This window comes from Rasiella rasia (assembly GCF_011044175.1).
Taxonomy (GTDB): domain Bacteria; phylum Bacteroidota; class Bacteroidia; order Flavobacteriales; family Flavobacteriaceae; genus Marinirhabdus; species Marinirhabdus rasia.
This window is the reverse complement of sequence record NZ_CP049057.1, coordinates 1,938,800-1,956,352: the sequence shown is the minus strand read 5'-3', so window position 1 is coordinate 1,956,352 and position 17,553 is coordinate 1,938,800. Positions and strand designations below refer to the sequence as shown.

At 37.5% G+C, this 17,553-nt stretch carries 14 protein-coding genes; 7 read left to right on the top strand and 7 right to left on the bottom strand.

Translation table 11 applies throughout. The features are described 5' to 3' along the window. Positions 1–6 precede the first annotated feature (6 nt). The 3 genes from rpsB to rplM all read right to left on the bottom strand — a co-directional run bounded on the left by rpsB (position 7) and on the right by rplM (position 1,862). Entirely contained in the window at positions 7–807 is an 801-nt protein-coding gene (rpsB, locus tag G5B37_RS08810; RefSeq protein WP_164679672.1) for a 30S ribosomal protein S2, read from the bottom strand. Between the two features lie 213 nt (positions 808–1,020). Further along, positions 1,021–1,407, bottom strand: coding sequence for a 30S ribosomal protein S9 (gene rpsI / locus G5B37_RS08805; protein WP_164679671.1), 387 nt, complete (start codon positions 1,405–1,407; stop codon positions 1,021–1,023). Next, positions 1,407–1,862: a 50S ribosomal protein L13 gene (rplM, locus tag G5B37_RS08800; RefSeq protein WP_164679670.1), complete on the bottom strand. Its 456-nt coding sequence runs from the start codon at positions 1,860–1,862 to the stop codon at positions 1,407–1,409. The genes rpsI and rplM overlap by 1 nt, the downstream gene beginning before the upstream one ends. A gap of 318 nt (positions 1,863–2,180) precedes the next feature. On the opposite strand from rplM, the gene G5B37_RS08795 reads away from it, so the two are divergent. The 5 genes from G5B37_RS08795 to G5B37_RS08775 all read left to right on the top strand — a co-directional run bounded on the left by G5B37_RS08795 (position 2,181) and on the right by G5B37_RS08775 (position 8,670). After that, the gene (locus G5B37_RS08795) at positions 2,181–4,805 is read left to right on the top strand and encodes a DUF5916 domain-containing protein (protein ID WP_164679669.1); all 2,625 of its coding nucleotides are present in this window, start codon (positions 2,181–2,183) and stop codon (positions 4,803–4,805) included. A gap of 143 nt (positions 4,806–4,948) precedes the next feature. Continuing rightward, positions 4,949–5,860, top strand: coding sequence for a S66 peptidase family protein (locus tag G5B37_RS08790; protein ID WP_164679668.1), 912 nt, complete (start codon positions 4,949–4,951; stop codon positions 5,858–5,860). A gap of 56 nt (positions 5,861–5,916) precedes the next feature. Beyond that, entirely contained in the window at positions 5,917–6,279 is a 363-nt protein-coding gene (locus G5B37_RS08785; RefSeq protein ID WP_164679667.1) for a YraN family protein, read from the top strand. A gap of 71 nt (positions 6,280–6,350) precedes the next feature. Continuing rightward, the gene (locus G5B37_RS08780) at positions 6,351–7,475 is read left to right on the top strand and encodes a helix-turn-helix domain-containing protein (protein ID WP_164679666.1); all 1,125 of its coding nucleotides are present in this window, start codon (positions 6,351–6,353) and stop codon (positions 7,473–7,475) included. 79 nt (positions 7,476–7,554) lie between these two features. Next, a complete protein-coding gene (locus G5B37_RS08775; protein ID WP_164679665.1) occupies positions 7,555–8,670 on the top strand; it encodes a virginiamycin B lyase family protein in 1,116 nt (371 codons plus the stop codon). Between the two features lie 55 nt (positions 8,671–8,725). Here G5B37_RS08775 and G5B37_RS08770 read toward each other — a convergent pair whose 3' ends face one another. Together G5B37_RS08770 and mfd are read right to left on the bottom strand one after the other, a co-directional pair. Further along, on the bottom strand, positions 8,726–9,556 hold the full coding sequence (locus tag G5B37_RS08770) for a helix-turn-helix domain-containing protein (protein WP_164679664.1): 831 nt from the start codon (positions 9,554–9,556) through the stop codon (positions 8,726–8,728). Positions 9,557–9,684: 128 nt separating this feature from the next. Continuing rightward, positions 9,685–13,092 carry a transcription-repair coupling factor gene (gene mfd / locus G5B37_RS08765; protein WP_164679663.1) on the bottom strand — a complete coding sequence of 1,136 codons (3,408 nt, stop codon included), beginning with the start codon at positions 13,090–13,092 and terminating at the stop codon, positions 9,685–9,687. Positions 13,093–13,236: 144 nt separating this feature from the next. Between mfd and G5B37_RS08760 the strand changes: the two genes are divergently transcribed. Further along, complete coding sequence (locus G5B37_RS08760; protein WP_164679662.1) at positions 13,237–14,589, top strand: dihydrolipoyl dehydrogenase family protein; 1,353 nt, start codon at positions 13,237–13,239, stop codon at positions 14,587–14,589. 21 nt (positions 14,590–14,610) lie between these two features. On the opposite strand, the gene G5B37_RS08755 is transcribed toward G5B37_RS08760, so the two are convergent. Both G5B37_RS08755 and G5B37_RS08750 read right to left on the bottom strand, forming a co-directional pair. After that, positions 14,611–15,753, bottom strand: coding sequence for an aminotransferase class V-fold PLP-dependent enzyme (locus tag G5B37_RS08755; RefSeq protein WP_164679661.1), 1,143 nt, complete (start codon positions 15,751–15,753; stop codon positions 14,611–14,613). A 12-nt stretch (positions 15,754–15,765) separates the two neighbouring features. Further along, positions 15,766–16,563, bottom strand: coding sequence for a tryptophan-rich sensory protein (locus tag G5B37_RS08750; protein ID WP_164679660.1), 798 nt, complete (start codon positions 16,561–16,563; stop codon positions 15,766–15,768). A 237-nt stretch (positions 16,564–16,800) separates the two neighbouring features. On the opposite strand from G5B37_RS08750, the gene G5B37_RS08745 reads away from it, so the two are divergent. Further along, positions 16,801–17,532: a hypothetical protein gene (locus G5B37_RS08745; protein ID WP_164679659.1), complete on the top strand. Its 732-nt coding sequence runs from the start codon at positions 16,801–16,803 to the stop codon at positions 17,530–17,532. Positions 17,533–17,553: the final 21 nt, after the last annotated feature.

The following is a 17,553-nucleotide window of genomic DNA, read 5'->3' as shown; positions in this document are numbered from 1 at the left end:
AATAAACTACTCTTCTTCTTTAGAAGCTTCTACTGCTACTTTAGCTGCTTTAGCTTTTTTAGGAGCTCCTGCCTCTTTCTTAGCTGGAGCTTCTTTAGCATCTTGGCCTTTTTCAGACTTTCTATCTGCCAAACCTCCTGCAATAGCATCGGTTACGCTTGTTATAATTTTTTCAATAGATTTTGATGCATCATCATTAGAAGGAATTGCATAGTCAATCTCGCGTGGATCACTGTTTGTGTCTACCATTGCAAAGATTGGAATATTTAATTTCTGTGCTTCTTTTACTGCAATGTGCTCACGTGTAGTATCTACAATAAACAATGCGCCTGGAAGACGACTCATGTCTGAAATTGAACCTAAGTTCTTTTCTAACTTAGCTCTTAAACGGTCTACAGCCAAACGCTCTTTTTTAGAAAGAGTCATGAATGTTCCGTCCTGCTTCATTCTATCGATAGAAGCCATTTTCTTAACCGCTTTACGAATAGTAACAAAATTAGTTAACATCCCACCTGGCCATCTTTCAGTGATGTAAGGCATGTTTACATTTTTTACTTTTTCAGCAACGATGTCTTTAGCTTGCTTTTTAGTAGCTACGAAAAGAATTTTACGTCCGCTAGCGGCAATCTTAGCCAAAGCTTCGTTAGCCTCTGCTAATTTTGCAGTGGTTTTATAAAGGTTGATGATGTGAATCCCGTTACGCTCCATATAGATATACGGTGCCATGTTTGGGTTCCATTTTCTGGTTAGGTGTCCAAAGTGTACACCTGCGTCAAGGAGTTCCTTAACTTGCTTGTTGTCTGCCATTTTGTTTTTAGTTTACGTTCTGTAAATTTAGATCGCAATCTTTCCTTCAGTTTTTCTGAACTATTTGATTTAGATACTAAACTAATTGTCCCGCCCGGCAAAGAGCGGGACTAACAGCTTATTAATAATTGAATTTGTATGAACTTGTAAATTTCACAGTGCACTTTTTGTAAAGTGGTACCACAACTGCGATACAATATGTGAAATTGAAAATTAACGCTTAGAGAACTGGAATTTCTTACGAGCTTTCTTCTGACCGAATTTCTTACGTTCAACCATTCTTGGATCACGTGTTAATAATCCTTCTGGCTTTAAGATACCTCTGTTCTCATCATTAAGTGTGCACATAGCACGTGCAATAGCCAAGCGAATTGCTTCTGCCTGACCAGTAATACCACCACCAAAAACATTTACAGAAATATCGAAAGTTGTTTCGTTATCTGTTAACATTAGTGGTTGCTTCACTTTATACTGTAGTGTAGCTGTAGTAAAATATTTTTCAAGATCACGCTTGTTAATGGTAATGTTTCCTTTTCCTTCCGAAAGGTATACACGTGCAATAGCGGTCTTTCTTCTTCCAATTTTGTGAATTGTCTCCATTACTTATTGTCGTTAAGGTTAATTACTCTGGGTTTTTGTGCTTCTTGACCGTGGTTGTCATCTGCATAAACTTTTAGATTTCTGAAAATTGCAGCGCCTAATTTGTTTTTAGGTAGCATTCCTTTTACAGATTTTTCTACAAGTCTAGCAGGGTCTTTTCCAAACAATTCTCTAGCAGTTAAAGAACGTTGCCCGCCTGGATAACCCGTGTGGCGAATGTATTCTTTAGCTTCCCATTTGTTTCCTGTTAACTTGATTTTGGCAGCATTCGTAATAATTACGTTGTCGCCACAATCTACGTGTGGAGTAAAACTTGGTTTGTGTTTTCCGCGAAGTAATTTAGCAACTTCACTTGCAAGACGACCCAATGTTTGCCCGTCCGCATCTACCAACAACCACTCTTTTGTAACGGTTGCCTTATTGGCAGATACTGTTTTGTAACTCAATGTGTCCATTTCGTTCTTTGTGTAAATAGTTAATAATTCATTGTTTTCACCCGCTAAAACGAAAATTTTCCGCTTTTTGAGGGGTGCAAATGTAATGGTATTTATTTGATTGGCAAGACATGAAGGGCTCTTTTTTGCTGAAAATGTTAATGTTATAAAAAACAGAACTATTATGCCTAAGATGTCAACTAAAAAAGTGCCGTCGTAATACTATGTCTGAACCTTAACACAATTGTTAAAATTATCTTAATAAACGTAAATAGCTGCCACGTATGCTATGTTTTTCAGTCCTTTATAATATCAATCAACACTAGCTGACTCATCATCATGAAAGGACTTACCAATCTAATGTTTCTACTTTTGTTCGGAATAGTAGGCGCTCAAGAAACTGAAACAGATGTAAAATTAAAAAAACGAAGTTATACCACTACGGCTGTAGGCGCTTTAGAATCGCCTAAAATTGACGGCTCTATTACCGAACCCGCTTGGGATTTGGTAGCGTGGACCTCAGACTATGTAGAGTTTGAACCCGACAATGGCACAGCACCCACAGAGCAAACGAAAATGAAAATCATCTACGATGACAAAAACCTATATGTAGCTTTTAAGTGTTATCAAAAGGATCCAGAGACCATAGAGAGACGAATGGGAAGGCGCGACGATTTTCCTGGCGATTGGGTTGAAATTAATATAGATAGTTATGGCGACGACCGCACCGGTTTTTCGTTTACGGCATCGGCGTCTGGGGTAAAAGGCGATGAATTTATTAGTAATAATGGAAACTTTGACGATAGTTGGAATCCAATATGGTATTTAGACACAAAAATTGATAGTGATGGTTGGACTGCCGAAATGAGGATTCCATTAAGTCAGTTACGCTTTAGCAACGCAGATGAACAGGTTTGGGGTATTCAATCTACACGAAGATATTTTAAAAATGAAGAGCGCTCTACATGGCAACCATTACCAGCAAACCCACCAGGCTGGGTAAGTGAATTTGGTGATTTACTGGGAATTAAAGGAATAAAACCTCAAAAGCAATTAGAAATTCAGCCCTATACTGTAGCCCAACTAGACACCTACGAAAAGGAAATTGGAAATCCTTTTCGCGATGGTAGCGACACTAAGCTCACTGGAGGCCTCGATGCTAAGATTGGAGTGACGAATGACCTTACCTTAGACGTTACTATAAATCCAGATTTTGGACAAGTAGATGCAGATCCAGGGGCCGTGGCCTTAGACGGATTTGAAATCTTTTTTCAAGAAAGGCGACCCTTTTTTGTAGAGAATAAAAGTGTTTTCGATTTTCAGATTGGTGGAGACGCAGACAACCTTTTCTTTTCAAGACGTATTGGGCGAAGTCCGCAGAGATCACCATTTGGAGCGACTACAGCCTATATAGACCAACCAAATAACACAACAATTTTAGGTGCTGCAAAATTTAGTGGAAAAACAAAAGACGGTTTAACTGTTGGTGTTTTAGAAAGTGTAACAGCAAAAGAATTTGCAGATGTTATAGATGTAGACGGGTCAGAATCTGAAGAATTGGTAGAACCTTTAACCAATTACCTAGTAGGTCGTGTTCAACAAGATTTTAATGATAATAACAGCTATATAGGTGGAATTTTTACCAGTGCAATCCGTAATATGGACGATAATGTGTCATTTTTGCACGCCCAAGCCTATTCTGGCGGATTAGATTTTAAGCATAACTGGAAAGACAGGACGTACTATGTAGAGGGAAGTGCGGTTATGAGTAACGTTCGCGGAAGTGCAGAATCTATATTGCGCTCACAAACTGCAATTACACATTTATTTCAAAGAGTAGATGCAGATCACGTACAAGTAGATCCAACCAGAACTCAGCTCACTGGAACCGGAGGTCGTTTTGAGTTCGGAAAAGGTGGCGGTGGAGATTGGCGTTACGCTATAGGCGGAAATTTTAAATCACCAGAGTTAGAATTAAACGATTTAGGTTTTTTACGACAGGCCGATGATATTAGACAATACGCGGTGTTACGAAGACTTTTTAATAAGCCAACCAGTTGGTACAGACAGGCAAATTTAAGAGTGTCATTGTCTTCTTCATTCGATTTTGAAGGAAATTACAATCGCATTCAATATGAAATTGGCGGTTTTGTAAACTGGAAGAATAATTGGTGGAGTGAAGTTGGGGCGGTTCATAAACCTAGAATTTTTGTAAACACGTTCTTAAGAGGAGGACCACGGTGGCGCTATAGCGACGAAAACTATATCTTTTTATTCTCAGGAACAGATCAGCGTAAAAAGTTAAGTTTTAGTGGAGGTACTGTTCAATCTAGGTCAAAACAAGATAATTTTAGTGTATATCGGTACGAAATAAATGCCCGATACCAACCACTAAATAGCCTAAGTTTATCGTTAGGAGTAGATTACGACGATAGCCCCAGTAAAACACAATATGTTACCGAGCGCAATTTTAACGGAACTCCTCGATATGTTTTAGGTGCTATAGACCGAGAAACCTTGAGTGCTACACTACGCGTAAATTATAGTATAAATCCGAATTTAACCATTCAGTATTACGGACAACCATTCATTTTTAAAGCGAAATTTTCTGACTTTAATTATGTTAATGATGCAATTGCAAGCGATTTGAATAATCGTATTAGCTTATATGATAATTCTCAAATTTCTTTTGAAGAAGGTGCTTACTTAGTAGATGAAGACTTAGATGGTAACACAGACTATTCTTTTGGAGACCCCGATTTCGCTTTTGTGCAGTTTAGAAGTAATTTAGTTGTGCGTTGGGAATATATTCCGGGCTCAGAGATTTTCTTGGTATGGAGCCAAGGAGTAACAGGAATAGGTGATCCAGAAAACAGTTTTAATACTATTGTAGACAACCAATTGCTAAGTCAGAAACCACAGAATACCTTCTTAGTAAAAGCAACGTATCGATTTGTTTTATAACAGAAACAAGATAGCTACGCATAAAGCCTTACGACATTAGACAATAAATTTTAGAAAAAATGCAGATTCTTGTTCTCTGCAATGTTGCGAAGGCAGTATGATTTTGGCACAATTCGCTATCTTTATTGAATTAAAACGAATAAATGATTCTGCCCCCAAACCTAATGCAAGGAGATACCATAGGTATTGTCTCTACAGCTCGAAAGATAACCGAAACCGAGCTGAAACCATTTCTTTCACTACTAAAAGAGTGGAAGCTTCAACCATTACTAGGGAAAACAATTGGTGCTTCAGATCATCAATTTGCTGGTTCTGACGCACTGCGTACGCAAGATTTTCAGGAAATGATAGACAACCCTAAAGTAAAAGCTGTTTGGTGTGCTCGTGGAGGTTATGGAACCGTACGAATGGTGGATAAGTTAGATTTCAGTAAGTTTATTCAAAATCCAAAATGGATTATTGGTTATAGCGATGTTACCGTTTTACACAACACCTTTCAGAATTTAGGAATTGCCAGTTTGCATGCTCAGATGGGGTTAGAAATTGAGAAAAAAACTTTCGAGACGCAGCAATCTATTTACAATGTTCTCTTCGGAAATGAGCATACAATCCAAATTCCTTCCGAAGAACCACTAAATCGGTTGGGAACAGCAACAGGAGTATTGGTTGGTGGAAATCTTTCGGTTTTATATTCCTTAATGGGAAGCGCTTCAGCAATAGATACCAAAGGCAAAATTCTTTTTCTTGAAGATTTAGACGAATATTTGTACCACATAGATAGAATGACACAGAACCTAAAACGCAATGGATATTTTACTAATTTAAAAGGACTCATTGTTGGCGGGATGACCCAAATGAATGATAATAGCATTCCATTTGGTGCCACTGCGAACAAAATAATTTACGACGCCGTAAAAGAATATGATTTCCCTGTATGCTTTCACTTCCCAGCAGGACATATTCTTGACAATCGAGCGCTAGTTATGGGGGCGAAAACAAAATTAAATGTGCGAGAAAAAAATGTAACTTTATCATTTATAGAGAAGCACGACTAAAAAATATATATTACTGTGGCTACTCGTGTGTTTCTTCTATATTGAATTAATTTTTTATGGCAGACCATAACGAACTGGGTATTCTTGGAGAAGAACTGGCAACAAAATATTTACTGCGCAGTGGTTTTGCCATTTTAGAAAGAAACTGGCGATTTCAAAAAGCTGAAATCGATATTATTGCCCAAAAAGAAGAAGGCACCATCATTTTTGTTGAAGTTAAAACTAGAAATAGCGCCTTCTTTGGCAATCCACAAGATTTTGTTACACCTTCTAAAATAAAGTTGTTGGTAAAGGCGGCAAACGAATATCTAATTTCTAATCAGTTAGATGTTGAAGCTCGTTTCGATATTGTTGCCATTCTTAAAAACAGTAAAGAAGAACGCATTGAGCATTTTGAGAATGCATTTTATCATTTTTAGTTGTGCATTTGTATACAGAAATACCACAATACAGACGACAAGCGCTACATTTAAAGCATTAAATGATTGATATGACAATCTCGTTTGAACTTATTGATATTATCATCTTTATTGGCATCTGTCAAGGTATTTTTTTATCTCTTACACTTCAACGTATAACAAACAATAACAAAAGGGCCAATACAATACTCTCATTGTTATTGATTGCTGCAACAGTGATGCTTTTGGGTAGATTCATATATTCTGAGTATCTAAATGAATGGGTATTCTTACTTAGTATGGGTGTAGATTCAATTATATTTTTATTTGGCCCACTATTTTTAATGTATACTAGTCGCCTTTTGTTTTACGAGCGTACCAAGAAAACATTACCGTTAATTCACTATTTACCATTTGCCTCCATATTGCTATTGTTTTTCATACTCTTGGTGGTACACACCCCGAGTAGCTATTGGCAAGCCTTTGAAGATGGAAAGTTAAAGGTTATGTTCTTGGTTATTTCAGGCACGGCGCTATTGTTAAATTCGTATTACTTAATCCGATCTTTTTTATTGTTAAAAGAGTTTAAAGAAACAGAGAAAAAGGTGTTTTCTTTTGAACAAGGTCCGTTGCGCTACTTATATGCTTTTCATTTGGCATTTGCATTGTGTTTATTAGTGTGGTGGTTCAGTTATCTGAACTGGGCATTGTTCAATACGTATTTTACGTACCTTGGATATGATAGTGTTTGGATTGCTATTTCTCTATGTATTTATGTGATAGGGTATTTCAGCTTAAAGCAACCGGAGCTTTTTAGAATTCCTGTGCTAGAAAAAGTAACGCAAAAAAGGGATCGATTGTCGGCAGATGAGGTGCGTATACTTGATGAAAAATTGAATAGTCTAATGAGCAATGAGCGGCTTTTTTTGGAAAATGACCTGACGTTGCAACAGGTGGCGCTTCAACTTAAAACATCTACAAACAATGTGTCGTGGTTGCTCAATAAAGTATACCGTACCACTTTTTACGATTATATTAATGGGTATCGAATAAAAGAATTTGTTGAGAGAGTTAAAAATAAGGAACATCTTCAACATACAATTCTCGCCCTTTCAATGGATGTGGGTTTTAACTCAAAATCTACTTTTAATAAAGCGTTTAAGCAAACCATGAACGATACTCCTAGTAATTATATAAAAAAAAATACGGCAGCGTAAATTCGTTCAATTGTATCCAAACGGTCGATTTGCATGCTCCCAAAAAGTAGATTAGCTCTAAATTTAAATTATTAGAGTTATGAAAAAATTAATCTATTGTATTGCATGTGCATGCGGAAGTATAATTGTAATGCACGCCCAAACCGTATCAACAATTTCAGAATTAGAACCAGATGATGCCATCACATTTGACAGTCAGGGTGCTGTTTATGCCGCAAGCTTTGAAGAAGGAGCCATCTACAAATTTACACCTCAGGGAGTTGCAAGTACCTTTATTACGGGTCTAAATAATGCTAATGGCATCGAGTTTGACAGTAACGATGCCCTGTATGTAAACGATTGGGACGCCAATGAGCTGTTAAGGTATTTTATTGATGGGACTTTAGATACTAGTATTAGTATTTCTGGAAACCCTTCAGGAATGTTAAAGGCTATAGACAACGACGATATGATCTATACGCGATATGGTGCAAATACAATTAACCGAATAACCCCAGAAGGCATAATAACACAAATTTCAGATGCTTCAGAATTAGACGGTCCGGTTGGTCTAGCTTATGACGAAAACGGAAATTTATATGTAGGTAATTACAATGACAGAAAAATATACAGAGTAGGTACAAATGGAGTACTTAGCTTTGTAGCCACTGTTGGGGGAAGTTCGAATCTGGGTTTTATAACCTTTGGCCATGGAAGATTGTGGGGTACAGTGTTAGGAGAACACAAAATTTATACGATTAATCATAATGCCGTAAACGATGTAACCTTGTTTGCAGGTAGTACTGCTGGTAATCAAGATGGAGACATTTCCCAAGCAACTTTTAGCCAACCCAATGGTATTCGCTTTAACGCTTCAGAAACTACTTTGTATGTAACCGATTTTGGCACAAAGAATCTTAGGATAATAGATGATGTTATTTTAAGCATACCTTCGGAAACCGTAGCACTATCAACTGTTGTTTTGCATCCTAATCCGTCTAGCGAATATTTGCATATAAAAGGATTGAACCATACAGCAATGTATACCATAACGTTTACTTCAATGGAAGGTAAAATTCTTAAGGAAGTTATGCTGAAAGGGGGTCGAGATAAGGGAGCAAAAACAATTTCTGTTTCAGACCTAGCAGCCGCAACTTACTTGGTTACCATAACAACAGACGTAGGCTCGATAACAAAACAATGGATAAAAGAATAGGGGGTCGAAAAAGGGTCTGTGGGCATGGTGAATCTACAGACCCTCTTTAATAGGGTTAGAGTGCCGCTTGTTTTTCTTTCACCAATTGAGCCACTTTATACAATATTATAATTTCTAAAATAAGTGTGGGAAGCAAGAGGATAGCTCCTCCTGCAGCAAAAATTACAATAGTGAAGCATGCGTAGGCAACGATTTCAAAAATCCCAGTAATGGTAGCCAAATTTCCTAAAGCCTTTTGCAAGCGCAACATAGCGATACCCATTAATATTCCAACAATACCAAAAGAAATAGACTCAGCAATTAAAATTACACTCTGATCTAAGCCATCAAAGAATAAAGAGGTTAGATCTAACACGTAATAGGCAACATTGAAGATTAACATGATAAAAACAACAATCTTTAAGAGATAATTGTTCAATATATTTCCTGTTAAAATAAAGCCTCGCAAGAACAATATTATAGAGGCAAGAATTACTAATTTAAGGGGTATATAGATATAGTTAGGGTATAGCAGTGTGCTATCTTCAAACATCCTGGCGATATCTGCGGGAAATTCTGCAAAACCTAATACAAAATAAACGATACCAGCAATCCAGGCAATCTTAAGGTGTTTTGTTAAGAAATTTGCTTGTTTCGTATCATCAATTTTTAAGAAGAAGGCTTTTTTAAGTCCGCTTTCAACATTACTTTCAGTAATAGACTCGAAGTCTTCGCCAAGTGCCGATAAAATAGTCTTTACAGTATAACTTCTAGGTACAACCTCACCTGCCTCAATACGTTGTATGGTTCGTACGCTAATGTTACATTGTGCAACTAAATCTTCTTGTGTTAATCCTTTCTCTTGTCGTAGGGCTAAAATATGTTGCCCGAGTGCTGGCTGTTTCATCGTGAATATGTTTTTATTTGTTTCCACAAGAGTACGATGGTTTAAAAATTAGTCCAATTATTTTAGCTGAAATTCACCCGTCATTTACCCGTCATTGTAGTAATAACAGTTAGTTTAGAGGTTTTCCATTAGGCGTTAAAATTTTGAAGTACGGCTAAAACTTGTTGTATTGAGGTCACTTTTTCTATCGTAAAAAGTAGTCGTAACCCATTTCTAGTTTGTTTTTCTTTCATTTTTACTCTAGGCGAATACGTTTGCACAAACTGTAGCATCTTACCAAATGCTGAACTCTGGTAAAAATCACTTTGTTGATCGCTAATAAAATATCCAACCAAACGCCCTTTCTTCATAACAACACGCTCTAATCCCATGGCAATGGCTTTCCATTTAATACGTACACTATCTAGTAGGTCTCTCACTTCACTTGGAAGTTCTCCAAAACGGTCTGTTAGTTCCTTTTCAAATATCTTTAAAGCGGCCTCATCTTTAATTTCGTTAAGTTTGGTGTAAAGATTTAATCTTTCAGTAATATTATTAACATAGTCGTCTGGGAAAAGTAATTCAAAGTCGGTATCAATCACTACTTCTTTTACAAACGTTCGGTTTTTGAAATTTTTATCTGTTTCAGTATAGAGATCTTTAAACTCTTTTTCTTTTAGTTCTTCAATTGCTTCAGCCAGAATTTTCTGATATGTTTCAAAACCAATCTCATTAATAAACCCACTCTGTTCACCCCCTAATAAATCACCTGCACCTCGAATTTCTAAATCTTTCATGGCAATATTTAGCCCGCTTCCTAGTTCACTAAACTGTTCTAAGGCGGTAATTCTTTTTCGTGCCTCGTCGGTCATGGCAGAATATGGGGGTGTTATAAAGTAGCAGAATGCCTTTTTGTTACTTCGCCCAACGCGTCCGCGCATTTGGTGCAGGTCTGAAAGACCAAAGTTGTTAGCATTATTAATAAAAATGGTATTTGCATTTGGCACATCTAAGCCGCTTTCAATAATTGTAGTAGAAACCAGAACGTCAAATTCGTTATTCATAAAACGAAGCATAACATCTTCCAGTTTTTTTCCGTCCATTTGTCCATGACCAATACCTATTTTAGCATCTGGGACAAGACGCTGAATCATACCCGCAACTTCTTTAATGTTTTCAATACGGTTGTGAACAAAAAATACTTGTCCGCCCCGCGATATTTCATATCTAACGGCATCTCGAATGGTTTCTTCTCCAAATCGAACCACATGGGTTTCTACTGGATATCGGTTAGGAGGGGGTGTAGTAATTACGCTTAAGTCGCGCGCCGCCATCAAGCTAAATTGCAGGGTGCGAGGAATTGGGGTTGCGGTTAATGTAAGTGTGTCTACATTTTCTTTGATGGTCTTTAGTTTGTCTTTTACTGAAACACCAAATTTTTGCTCTTCATCTATAATAAGTAACCCTAAGTCTTTAAATTCTACCGCCTTACTCACAAGTTGATGGGTGCCAATCACGATATCTAATTTACCATCTTTAAGTCCGTCTAGAACGGCGCGACGTTGCTTTGCAGTTCTAAAGCGATTAAGATAATCTACGTTTACAGGCATTCCTTCAAGTCGTTCGCTAAATGTTTTGTAATGTTGAAATGCTAAAATGGTAGTAGGCACAAGAATGGCTACTTGTTTACCATTATCAACCGCTTTAAAGGCTGCTCTAACAGCGACTTCAGTTTTTCCAAAACCTACATCACCACAGACCAAACGGTCCATTGGGCGCTCACTTTCCATGTCTGCTTTTACGTCTGCGGTAGCCGAGCTTTGATCTGGGGTGTCTTCGTACATAAACGATGACTCTAATTCATGCTGTAGATAACTATCCGGATCGTACTGAAATCCTTTTTGTAAACGTCTTTTTGCGTATAACTCAATTAGATTGAAGGCAATCTGCTTTACACGAGTTTTTGTTTTTTGCTTTAATTTTTTCCAAGCAGCGCTCCCTAGTTTATAAATTTTTGGCGTGGTGCCGTCTTTGCCGTTGTATTTTGAAATTTTGTGAAGCGAATGAATGCTGAGGTACAATATATCACGCTCGCCATAAATTAGTTTGATGGCCTCCTGTTGCTTCCCTTCGACGTCAATTTTTTGCAGTCCGCCAAAGCGCCCAATTCCATGATCGATATGAGTTACGTAATCGCCTACTTCTAAGTTGGTAAGTTCTTTTAGTGTAATGGCTTGCTTCTTTGCATAACCGTTTTTTAAGCTAAACTTATGGTAGCGCTCAAATATTTGATGATCTGTATAACAAACATTTCGGCTTTCATGATCAATAAAACCTTGATAGAGCGGAAAAACAATGGTTTGATATTGTTTTACTTTTTGCGAACCTGCATCTAGTGACGTGGAAATATCATCAAAAATATCATGAAATCGCTTGGCTTGCGATTCACTACTACAGAAAATATAGTTGGTATATCCATCTGCAGTATTCTGATTTAGGTTTTCAATGAGCAGATTAAATTGCTTGTTGAAAGAAGGCTGCGGAACGGTAGAAAAAGGAATTGCAATTAATGGTGTTTCGTCACGACCGCTCGAGTTTTCATCAGATTCCCCGGCTTTTAACGCGGTGCTAAGAGTTATTGTGGTGAATTCTCTAAGCTGCTTCTGTAATAAAGTTGACGTGCAAAACAGCTGGCTAGGGTCACTCATTTTTACAGCTCCTACTTGTTTAGCGTAAGCTTCTGTCGCTTTTTTGAAGAGTTTATCAATTGCTCCACTTAGCAATTCTTCATTCTTGAGGCAGATTACCGTTTTGCTAGCGATATATTCTAAAAAACTGGTGCGGTTGGTTTGTGTTGTCGACGCGTCAACATTTGGTATAATTGAAATTTTCTTTAACTGTTCTAACGAGAGTTGTGTTTCTACGTCAAATGTTCTAATACTATCTACGTCGTCTCCAAAAAACTCAATTCTGTATGGCTCGTCGTTGCTAAAGCTGAAAACGTCTAGAATTCCTCCACGCACCGAAAATTCACCGGGTTCAGTTACAAAATCGGTGCGTTTAAATTTGTATTCAAACAATACTTCATTCACAAAATCTATTGAAACAGTCTCATTAAGCGAAAGTTTTAAGGTGTTCTTCTCGAGCTCTTTTTTGGTGACAACCTTTTCAAAAAGAGCTTCCGGATAAGTTACAATTAGTGCAGGTTTCCTGCGTGAGTTTATTCGGTTTAAAACTTCACTACGTAATAATATGTTGGCATTGTCTGTCTCTTCAATCTGATAGGGCCTTCGGTAGCTACCAGGATAAAATAGCACCGTATCTTCGTCTAGCAAATTTTCTAGGTCGTTAAGGTGATATGCAGCTTCTTCTTTATCATTTAGAATTAATAAAAAAGGCCGTTCAGACGATTTAAAAGCCTCTGCAATAACAAGAGATGTGGCGCTTCCTACTAATCCGGATACTTCTAAATTCTGTTCAGATTGGGTAATAGCTTCCCTTAGTTTTCCGAGTGAGGAAGACTGTTTAAATAGAGAACGAACAATAGGTTTGCTCATTGAAATGCCCGAAAAGTCGGGTAACTTTTATTGAAAGGCAAAAATAGTTGAACCTTTTAGGTTTTCAAAACCTATTGGTGCTTTTGAATTAATTTTATCATTTCCATAACATAGCCTCGCTCTAGCATTGTGTAAATTTCAAATATGAAGGCAGAACACTTCGACGTATTTGTAATAGGAACAGGCACCGCAGGCAAAGGTGTTGCTAAAGATTGTTCAAGGGCTGGTCTGAAAGTAGCAATTGCAGACAACCGTGAGTACGGGGGTACCTGCCCCAATCGAGGTTGCGACCCAAAAAAAGTGTTGGTCGGGGCCACACAAGTATGGCAAATGGCAGAAAACTTAAAGGGTAAAGGAATTTCTAACACACCTAAACTAAACTGGAAGAATCTTCAGAAGTTTAAAGAACAGTTTACAAATGCCGTACCTGCCGCAACAGAAAGAGCCTTAAAAAAAGAAGGAATAACCATGTATCATCAGTCTCCTAAGTTTTTAGATGAAGAGACGCTTTCCGTAGAAGGTAAAACTGTTACAGCAGACAAAATTGTGATAGCAACGGGACAAAGACCAATGGAACTTAAGATACCCGGACGAGAATATCTTTTAAAGAGCGAAGATTTTTTGCATCAACCAGAGCTTCCAGATGAAATTATTTTTATCGGTGCTGGCTATATCGGGATGGAATTTGCCCATGTTGCCATTCGCTTTGGTGCTAAGGTCACTATTGTAGAAGCGGGAGACAGACCCCTAGAAAATTTTGACAAGGATTTGGTTCTTCATCTCACCCAACGTTCTGAAGAACTTGGCATTAACTTCATATTTAATGCCCAAGCCACGAAGGTTGAAAAGTTGCGAACTAATTTTCGTGTTACCTATAAAAAAGACGGGAAAACTTTAAGTTGTAAAGCAAAGGCCGTTTTTAATACCGCAGGACGCGTACCAAGTATACAAGATTTAGACCTAGAAAAGGGCAATGTTGCATTTGAAAAGGGAGGAATCTCGGTGAACTCTTACTTGCAGAACACCACTAATAAAAATGTGTATGCTTGTGGCGATGTTTCGGCTAGTGGAACATTGCCATTAACCCCTGTTTCTTCGCATGAGTTTAGGGTTGTTTCTAAAAATATTAGAGAAGGAAACACTACGAGACTAGATTGCCCGCCAGTACCTTCGGTGGTATTTACCCTGCCTCAATTGGCTTCAATTGGATTAACAGAAGCCCAAGTAAAGGCGCAAGGGTTAGCCTACGTTGTTGAGTATAAAAATGTACCGAATTGGTTTAATGCTAAACAAAATGGAGAAGCTGTATATGCCTATAAGACTATTGTAGATAAAGAGCGAAATCTTATTTTGGGAGCCCACATTTGTGGTATGCACGCCGCAGAAATGATTAATTTGTTTGTATTAGCAATGCGCGGAAAATTAGAAACAGCAGCCCTCAAAGAGATGGTTTTCGCCTATCCAACTTGGGGTAATGATATTCGAGGAATGGTTTAATTAAAAGTGAGGAAATTTTTGTTAGGTTAAACAGCTAACTAGTTTGTCTAGATCTGCTTCATTGTTGTATACATTAGGTGAAACCCGAATTGCTTTACCGCGATACGAAACAAAAACTTTCTTATCAGCCAAATGCGCTTTTATCTGCTCTATGTTTTTGTTGGCTGCAGGATAGATTCCGAAAAGGTGATGACTTCGGAAATCGTCTTCCTCGATAAAATATCCTTTATTTTTTAACTGTGAGATTGCGCTACTCGTTATGTCTTTACAATACTGCTGAATGTTTCTTGGCTGCCAATTAGTAAGCTGCCTAATAGCTTCAGAAAGCATAGGAGTAAGTATAAAATTACTGCTTTCCCCTACATCATATCGGGTTGCTTTTGGTTTTAAGGTGTGGTTGTAATTCACCAAATTTGAAAAGTTTTCAGACCCAATGTGGTTCATCCAGTTGTTTTCAAGCGGTTTTCCATGATGAAATCGCTCGCCAAAATATGCAACACCTAAGCCATAGGGTCCCATTAACCATTTGTAACCACCACAAATTAGGGCGTCGGGTTGTATTTCGGCAACAGAAAACGGCAAGGCACCCACGCTTTGCGTAGCATCTATTACCAAATATGCTCCTACTTCTGCACTTCGTAGTTTAATTTCTTTTACGTTAAAAAGTGTGCCATCTGCCCAATGGCAATGAGGTATGGCAATACATTTAGTTTTTGGTGAAATGGCTTCTAATAAACGTTGGTTCCAATGCTCTCCTCTACCTAATTTTATTTCGGGTGCTCCAACTGTTTTAATAATAACACCCTTTTCGGCTTCTAACGCTTTCCAAGCATAGTAATTACTCGGAAACTGCTCTTCTAAGACCACTATTTCATCGCCACGCTCAAAAGGAATGTTATTTACTGCAATTGCAATTCCGTATGAAACAGATGGAATTATTGCTATGGTCTCAAAATCTTGGACTTCAATTAATTGGGCAAAACGTTGTTTCAATATTACTTTTTCAGTAAAAAAATCATCGCCAGAAATCAGATGAGGATTACTCTTTTTGGTCAAAGCAGCGAGACCAATAGATTCTACAGATTTAAGTTGTGGCGACATGTATGCGCCATTGAGGTATGTTATTTGTTTGTCTAGATTAAAAAGTTCTTTTTGGTTGTGCATGTTCTAAAGTTACTAGTTTTTAAAATATGCAATACATTTTCTTGCAGGATTTGTCTCTCGATTTTTAATGGCGTGTATACTACTGCTTATAATTAAGATCCCTGCAGCGATGCATGCTGTAATTTTTATTGCTTCATTAGTTTCACAATTGGCAATAGCAATTGCAAAGAGTGCCCAAGCACCTACTAATGCAAATTCTCGCATATTACGTTTCCATGTTACGATAAGGTTTATGGAGGTTGCTATACCAATTAAAGTAATTGTCCATAGTTCAGGCGCAACACCAAAACCATCCCAGCCAATTTTAATAAGATAGGTTGAAACGTTAGCAATACAAGCCACCGTAAGCCAACCACTATAAAGAACAAAAGGCCACCATAAAAACACAATTACCGAAATAGGTTCATCGTCTAATTCCATTCGATTGTTCAGTACAATTTTCAGCAAACAAAATAGTAGTAAGAAGATAACAATGACTGAAAACAAAATGTAATCTGAAACAAACAAATAACACCAGAGACTATTAGCGGCACAACTGAAGACAAACCACCAACCTGTTTTTAGTATAAAATCGTTATTCCTAACAGTAATAAAAAGACCTCGCGACTGATAAAAAACAAAACCAAATAGCAACAAGTAAATAACGCCCCAGATCAAGAATGCATATCCAGCTGGCGTGAATAACGTTTGATAGTTGTTGCTCATGGTTGCCTGTGTAGTATCGTTAAAAACTCCGGTGCTGGATGCATAGTTGAAGTAGATGGTTACGATGAAGGCAATGATGTTACTAATTTGAAGTGTTCTTTTCATCTTTTAAAAATACACATATGCTAAGATTTCCTTGTGTTTTTTAATTCTAATCCTTGCGCTCCGTTCGTTAAAAGTCCTTATAAAAACCCTAAAACTTTCATAAATGGATTGAAAAAACTATTGGTTTGTCGAAAATACAATGTTAGTCACCGAAAAGAGACATCTCAGAACATCTGAGACGTAAGAATTTTCGTTATATGTTATAGTTTTGTAGTCAGAATTTAATCCCCAATAACTATGTTAAAAAATGTATCCCTTTTTCTACTAATGCTTCTTAGCTTTTCTATACATGCTCAAGTAGGTATAGGAAGTGTAAATCCCCAAGCTGCTTTAGATGTTTCTTCAAATAATAATGGTATCCTTATTCCAAGAGTTGCGCTTACCTCAACTACCGACGTTACCACAGTTGTGAGCCCAAATTCAGCCTCAATAGTAGTAGGTACACTAGTTTATAATACTGGAGCTGCTGGGCTCTCTGAAGCTGGTTTTTTCCATTGGAATGGTGCTAGATGGGCAAAATTAATAGACGATTCAGCAAGTGCTGCTATTGGTAAAACAATCATAAACGGTACTGGTAATGTTACTATAAATGTAGGGTTTACACCAAAAAGAATAACTTTTACGGCATATGCAAATATTGAATCTTACACATTAGACACTACTGGATCTAGTAGCAATAATAAAGATAATTCTTTCGGTTACATGAAAGGGTATGCTAATAACAACGGTGGGAGCATAGAGCAACAAGTTATCAACGGTGGAGGGTCTGGAGAATCCATAAATAATATTTCTAGGTATGCTTCGCCTAATCACTGTATTGGAATGCGTTATGCTAACCAAGATGCGGTAAAATTAGGTCTAACCACCGCACGAGTAACATCATTCACTGCAACAGGCTTTGTGTTGAATGTAGATTCTTACTTAGCAAGTGAACCGTTAGTAATAATTTACGAAGCGCACCGCTATTAAAATTACAACATATATTTAGCT

What these genes read in the sequence shown, in the direction of transcription:
- rplM (WP_164679670.1), bottom strand. Translation starts at nt 1,862, where the DNA reads ATGGACACATTGAGTTACAAAACAGTATCTGCCAATAAGGCAACCGTT.
- G5B37_RS08770 (WP_164679664.1), bottom strand. Translation starts at nt 9,556, where the DNA reads ATGAAACAGCCAGCACTCGGGCAACATATTTTAGCCCTACGACAAGAG.
- G5B37_RS08790 (WP_164679668.1), top strand. Translation starts at nt 4,949, where the DNA reads ATGATTCTGCCCCCAAACCTAATGCAAGGAGATACCATAGGTATTGTC.
- rpsB (WP_164679672.1), bottom strand. Translation starts at nt 807, where the DNA reads ATGGCAGACAACAAGCAAGTTAAGGAACTCCTTGACGCAGGTGTACAC.
- G5B37_RS08750 (WP_164679660.1), bottom strand. Translation starts at nt 16,563, where the DNA reads ATGAAAAGAACACTTCAAATTAGTAACATCATTGCCTTCATCGTAACC.
- mfd (WP_164679663.1), bottom strand. Translation starts at nt 13,092, where the DNA reads ATGAGCAAACCTATTGTTCGTTCTCTATTTAAACAGTCTTCCTCACTC.
- G5B37_RS08775 (WP_164679665.1), top strand. Translation starts at nt 7,555, where the DNA reads ATGAAAAAATTAATCTATTGTATTGCATGTGCATGCGGAAGTATAATT.
- G5B37_RS08795 (WP_164679669.1), top strand. Translation starts at nt 2,181, where the DNA reads ATGAAAGGACTTACCAATCTAATGTTTCTACTTTTGTTCGGAATAGTA.
- G5B37_RS08780 (WP_164679666.1), top strand. Translation starts at nt 6,351, where the DNA reads ATGACAATCTCGTTTGAACTTATTGATATTATCATCTTTATTGGCATC.
- G5B37_RS08755 (WP_164679661.1), bottom strand. Translation starts at nt 15,753, where the DNA reads ATGCACAACCAAAAAGAACTTTTTAATCTAGACAAACAAATAACATAC.
- rpsI (WP_164679671.1), bottom strand. Translation starts at nt 1,407, where the DNA reads ATGGAGACAATTCACAAAATTGGAAGAAGAAAGACCGCTATTGCACGT.
- G5B37_RS08785 (WP_164679667.1), top strand. Translation starts at nt 5,917, where the DNA reads ATGGCAGACCATAACGAACTGGGTATTCTTGGAGAAGAACTGGCAACA.
- G5B37_RS08745 (WP_164679659.1), top strand. Translation starts at nt 16,801, where the DNA reads ATGTTAAAAAATGTATCCCTTTTTCTACTAATGCTTCTTAGCTTTTCT.
- G5B37_RS08760 (WP_164679662.1), top strand. Translation starts at nt 13,237, where the DNA reads ATGAAGGCAGAACACTTCGACGTATTTGTAATAGGAACAGGCACCGCA.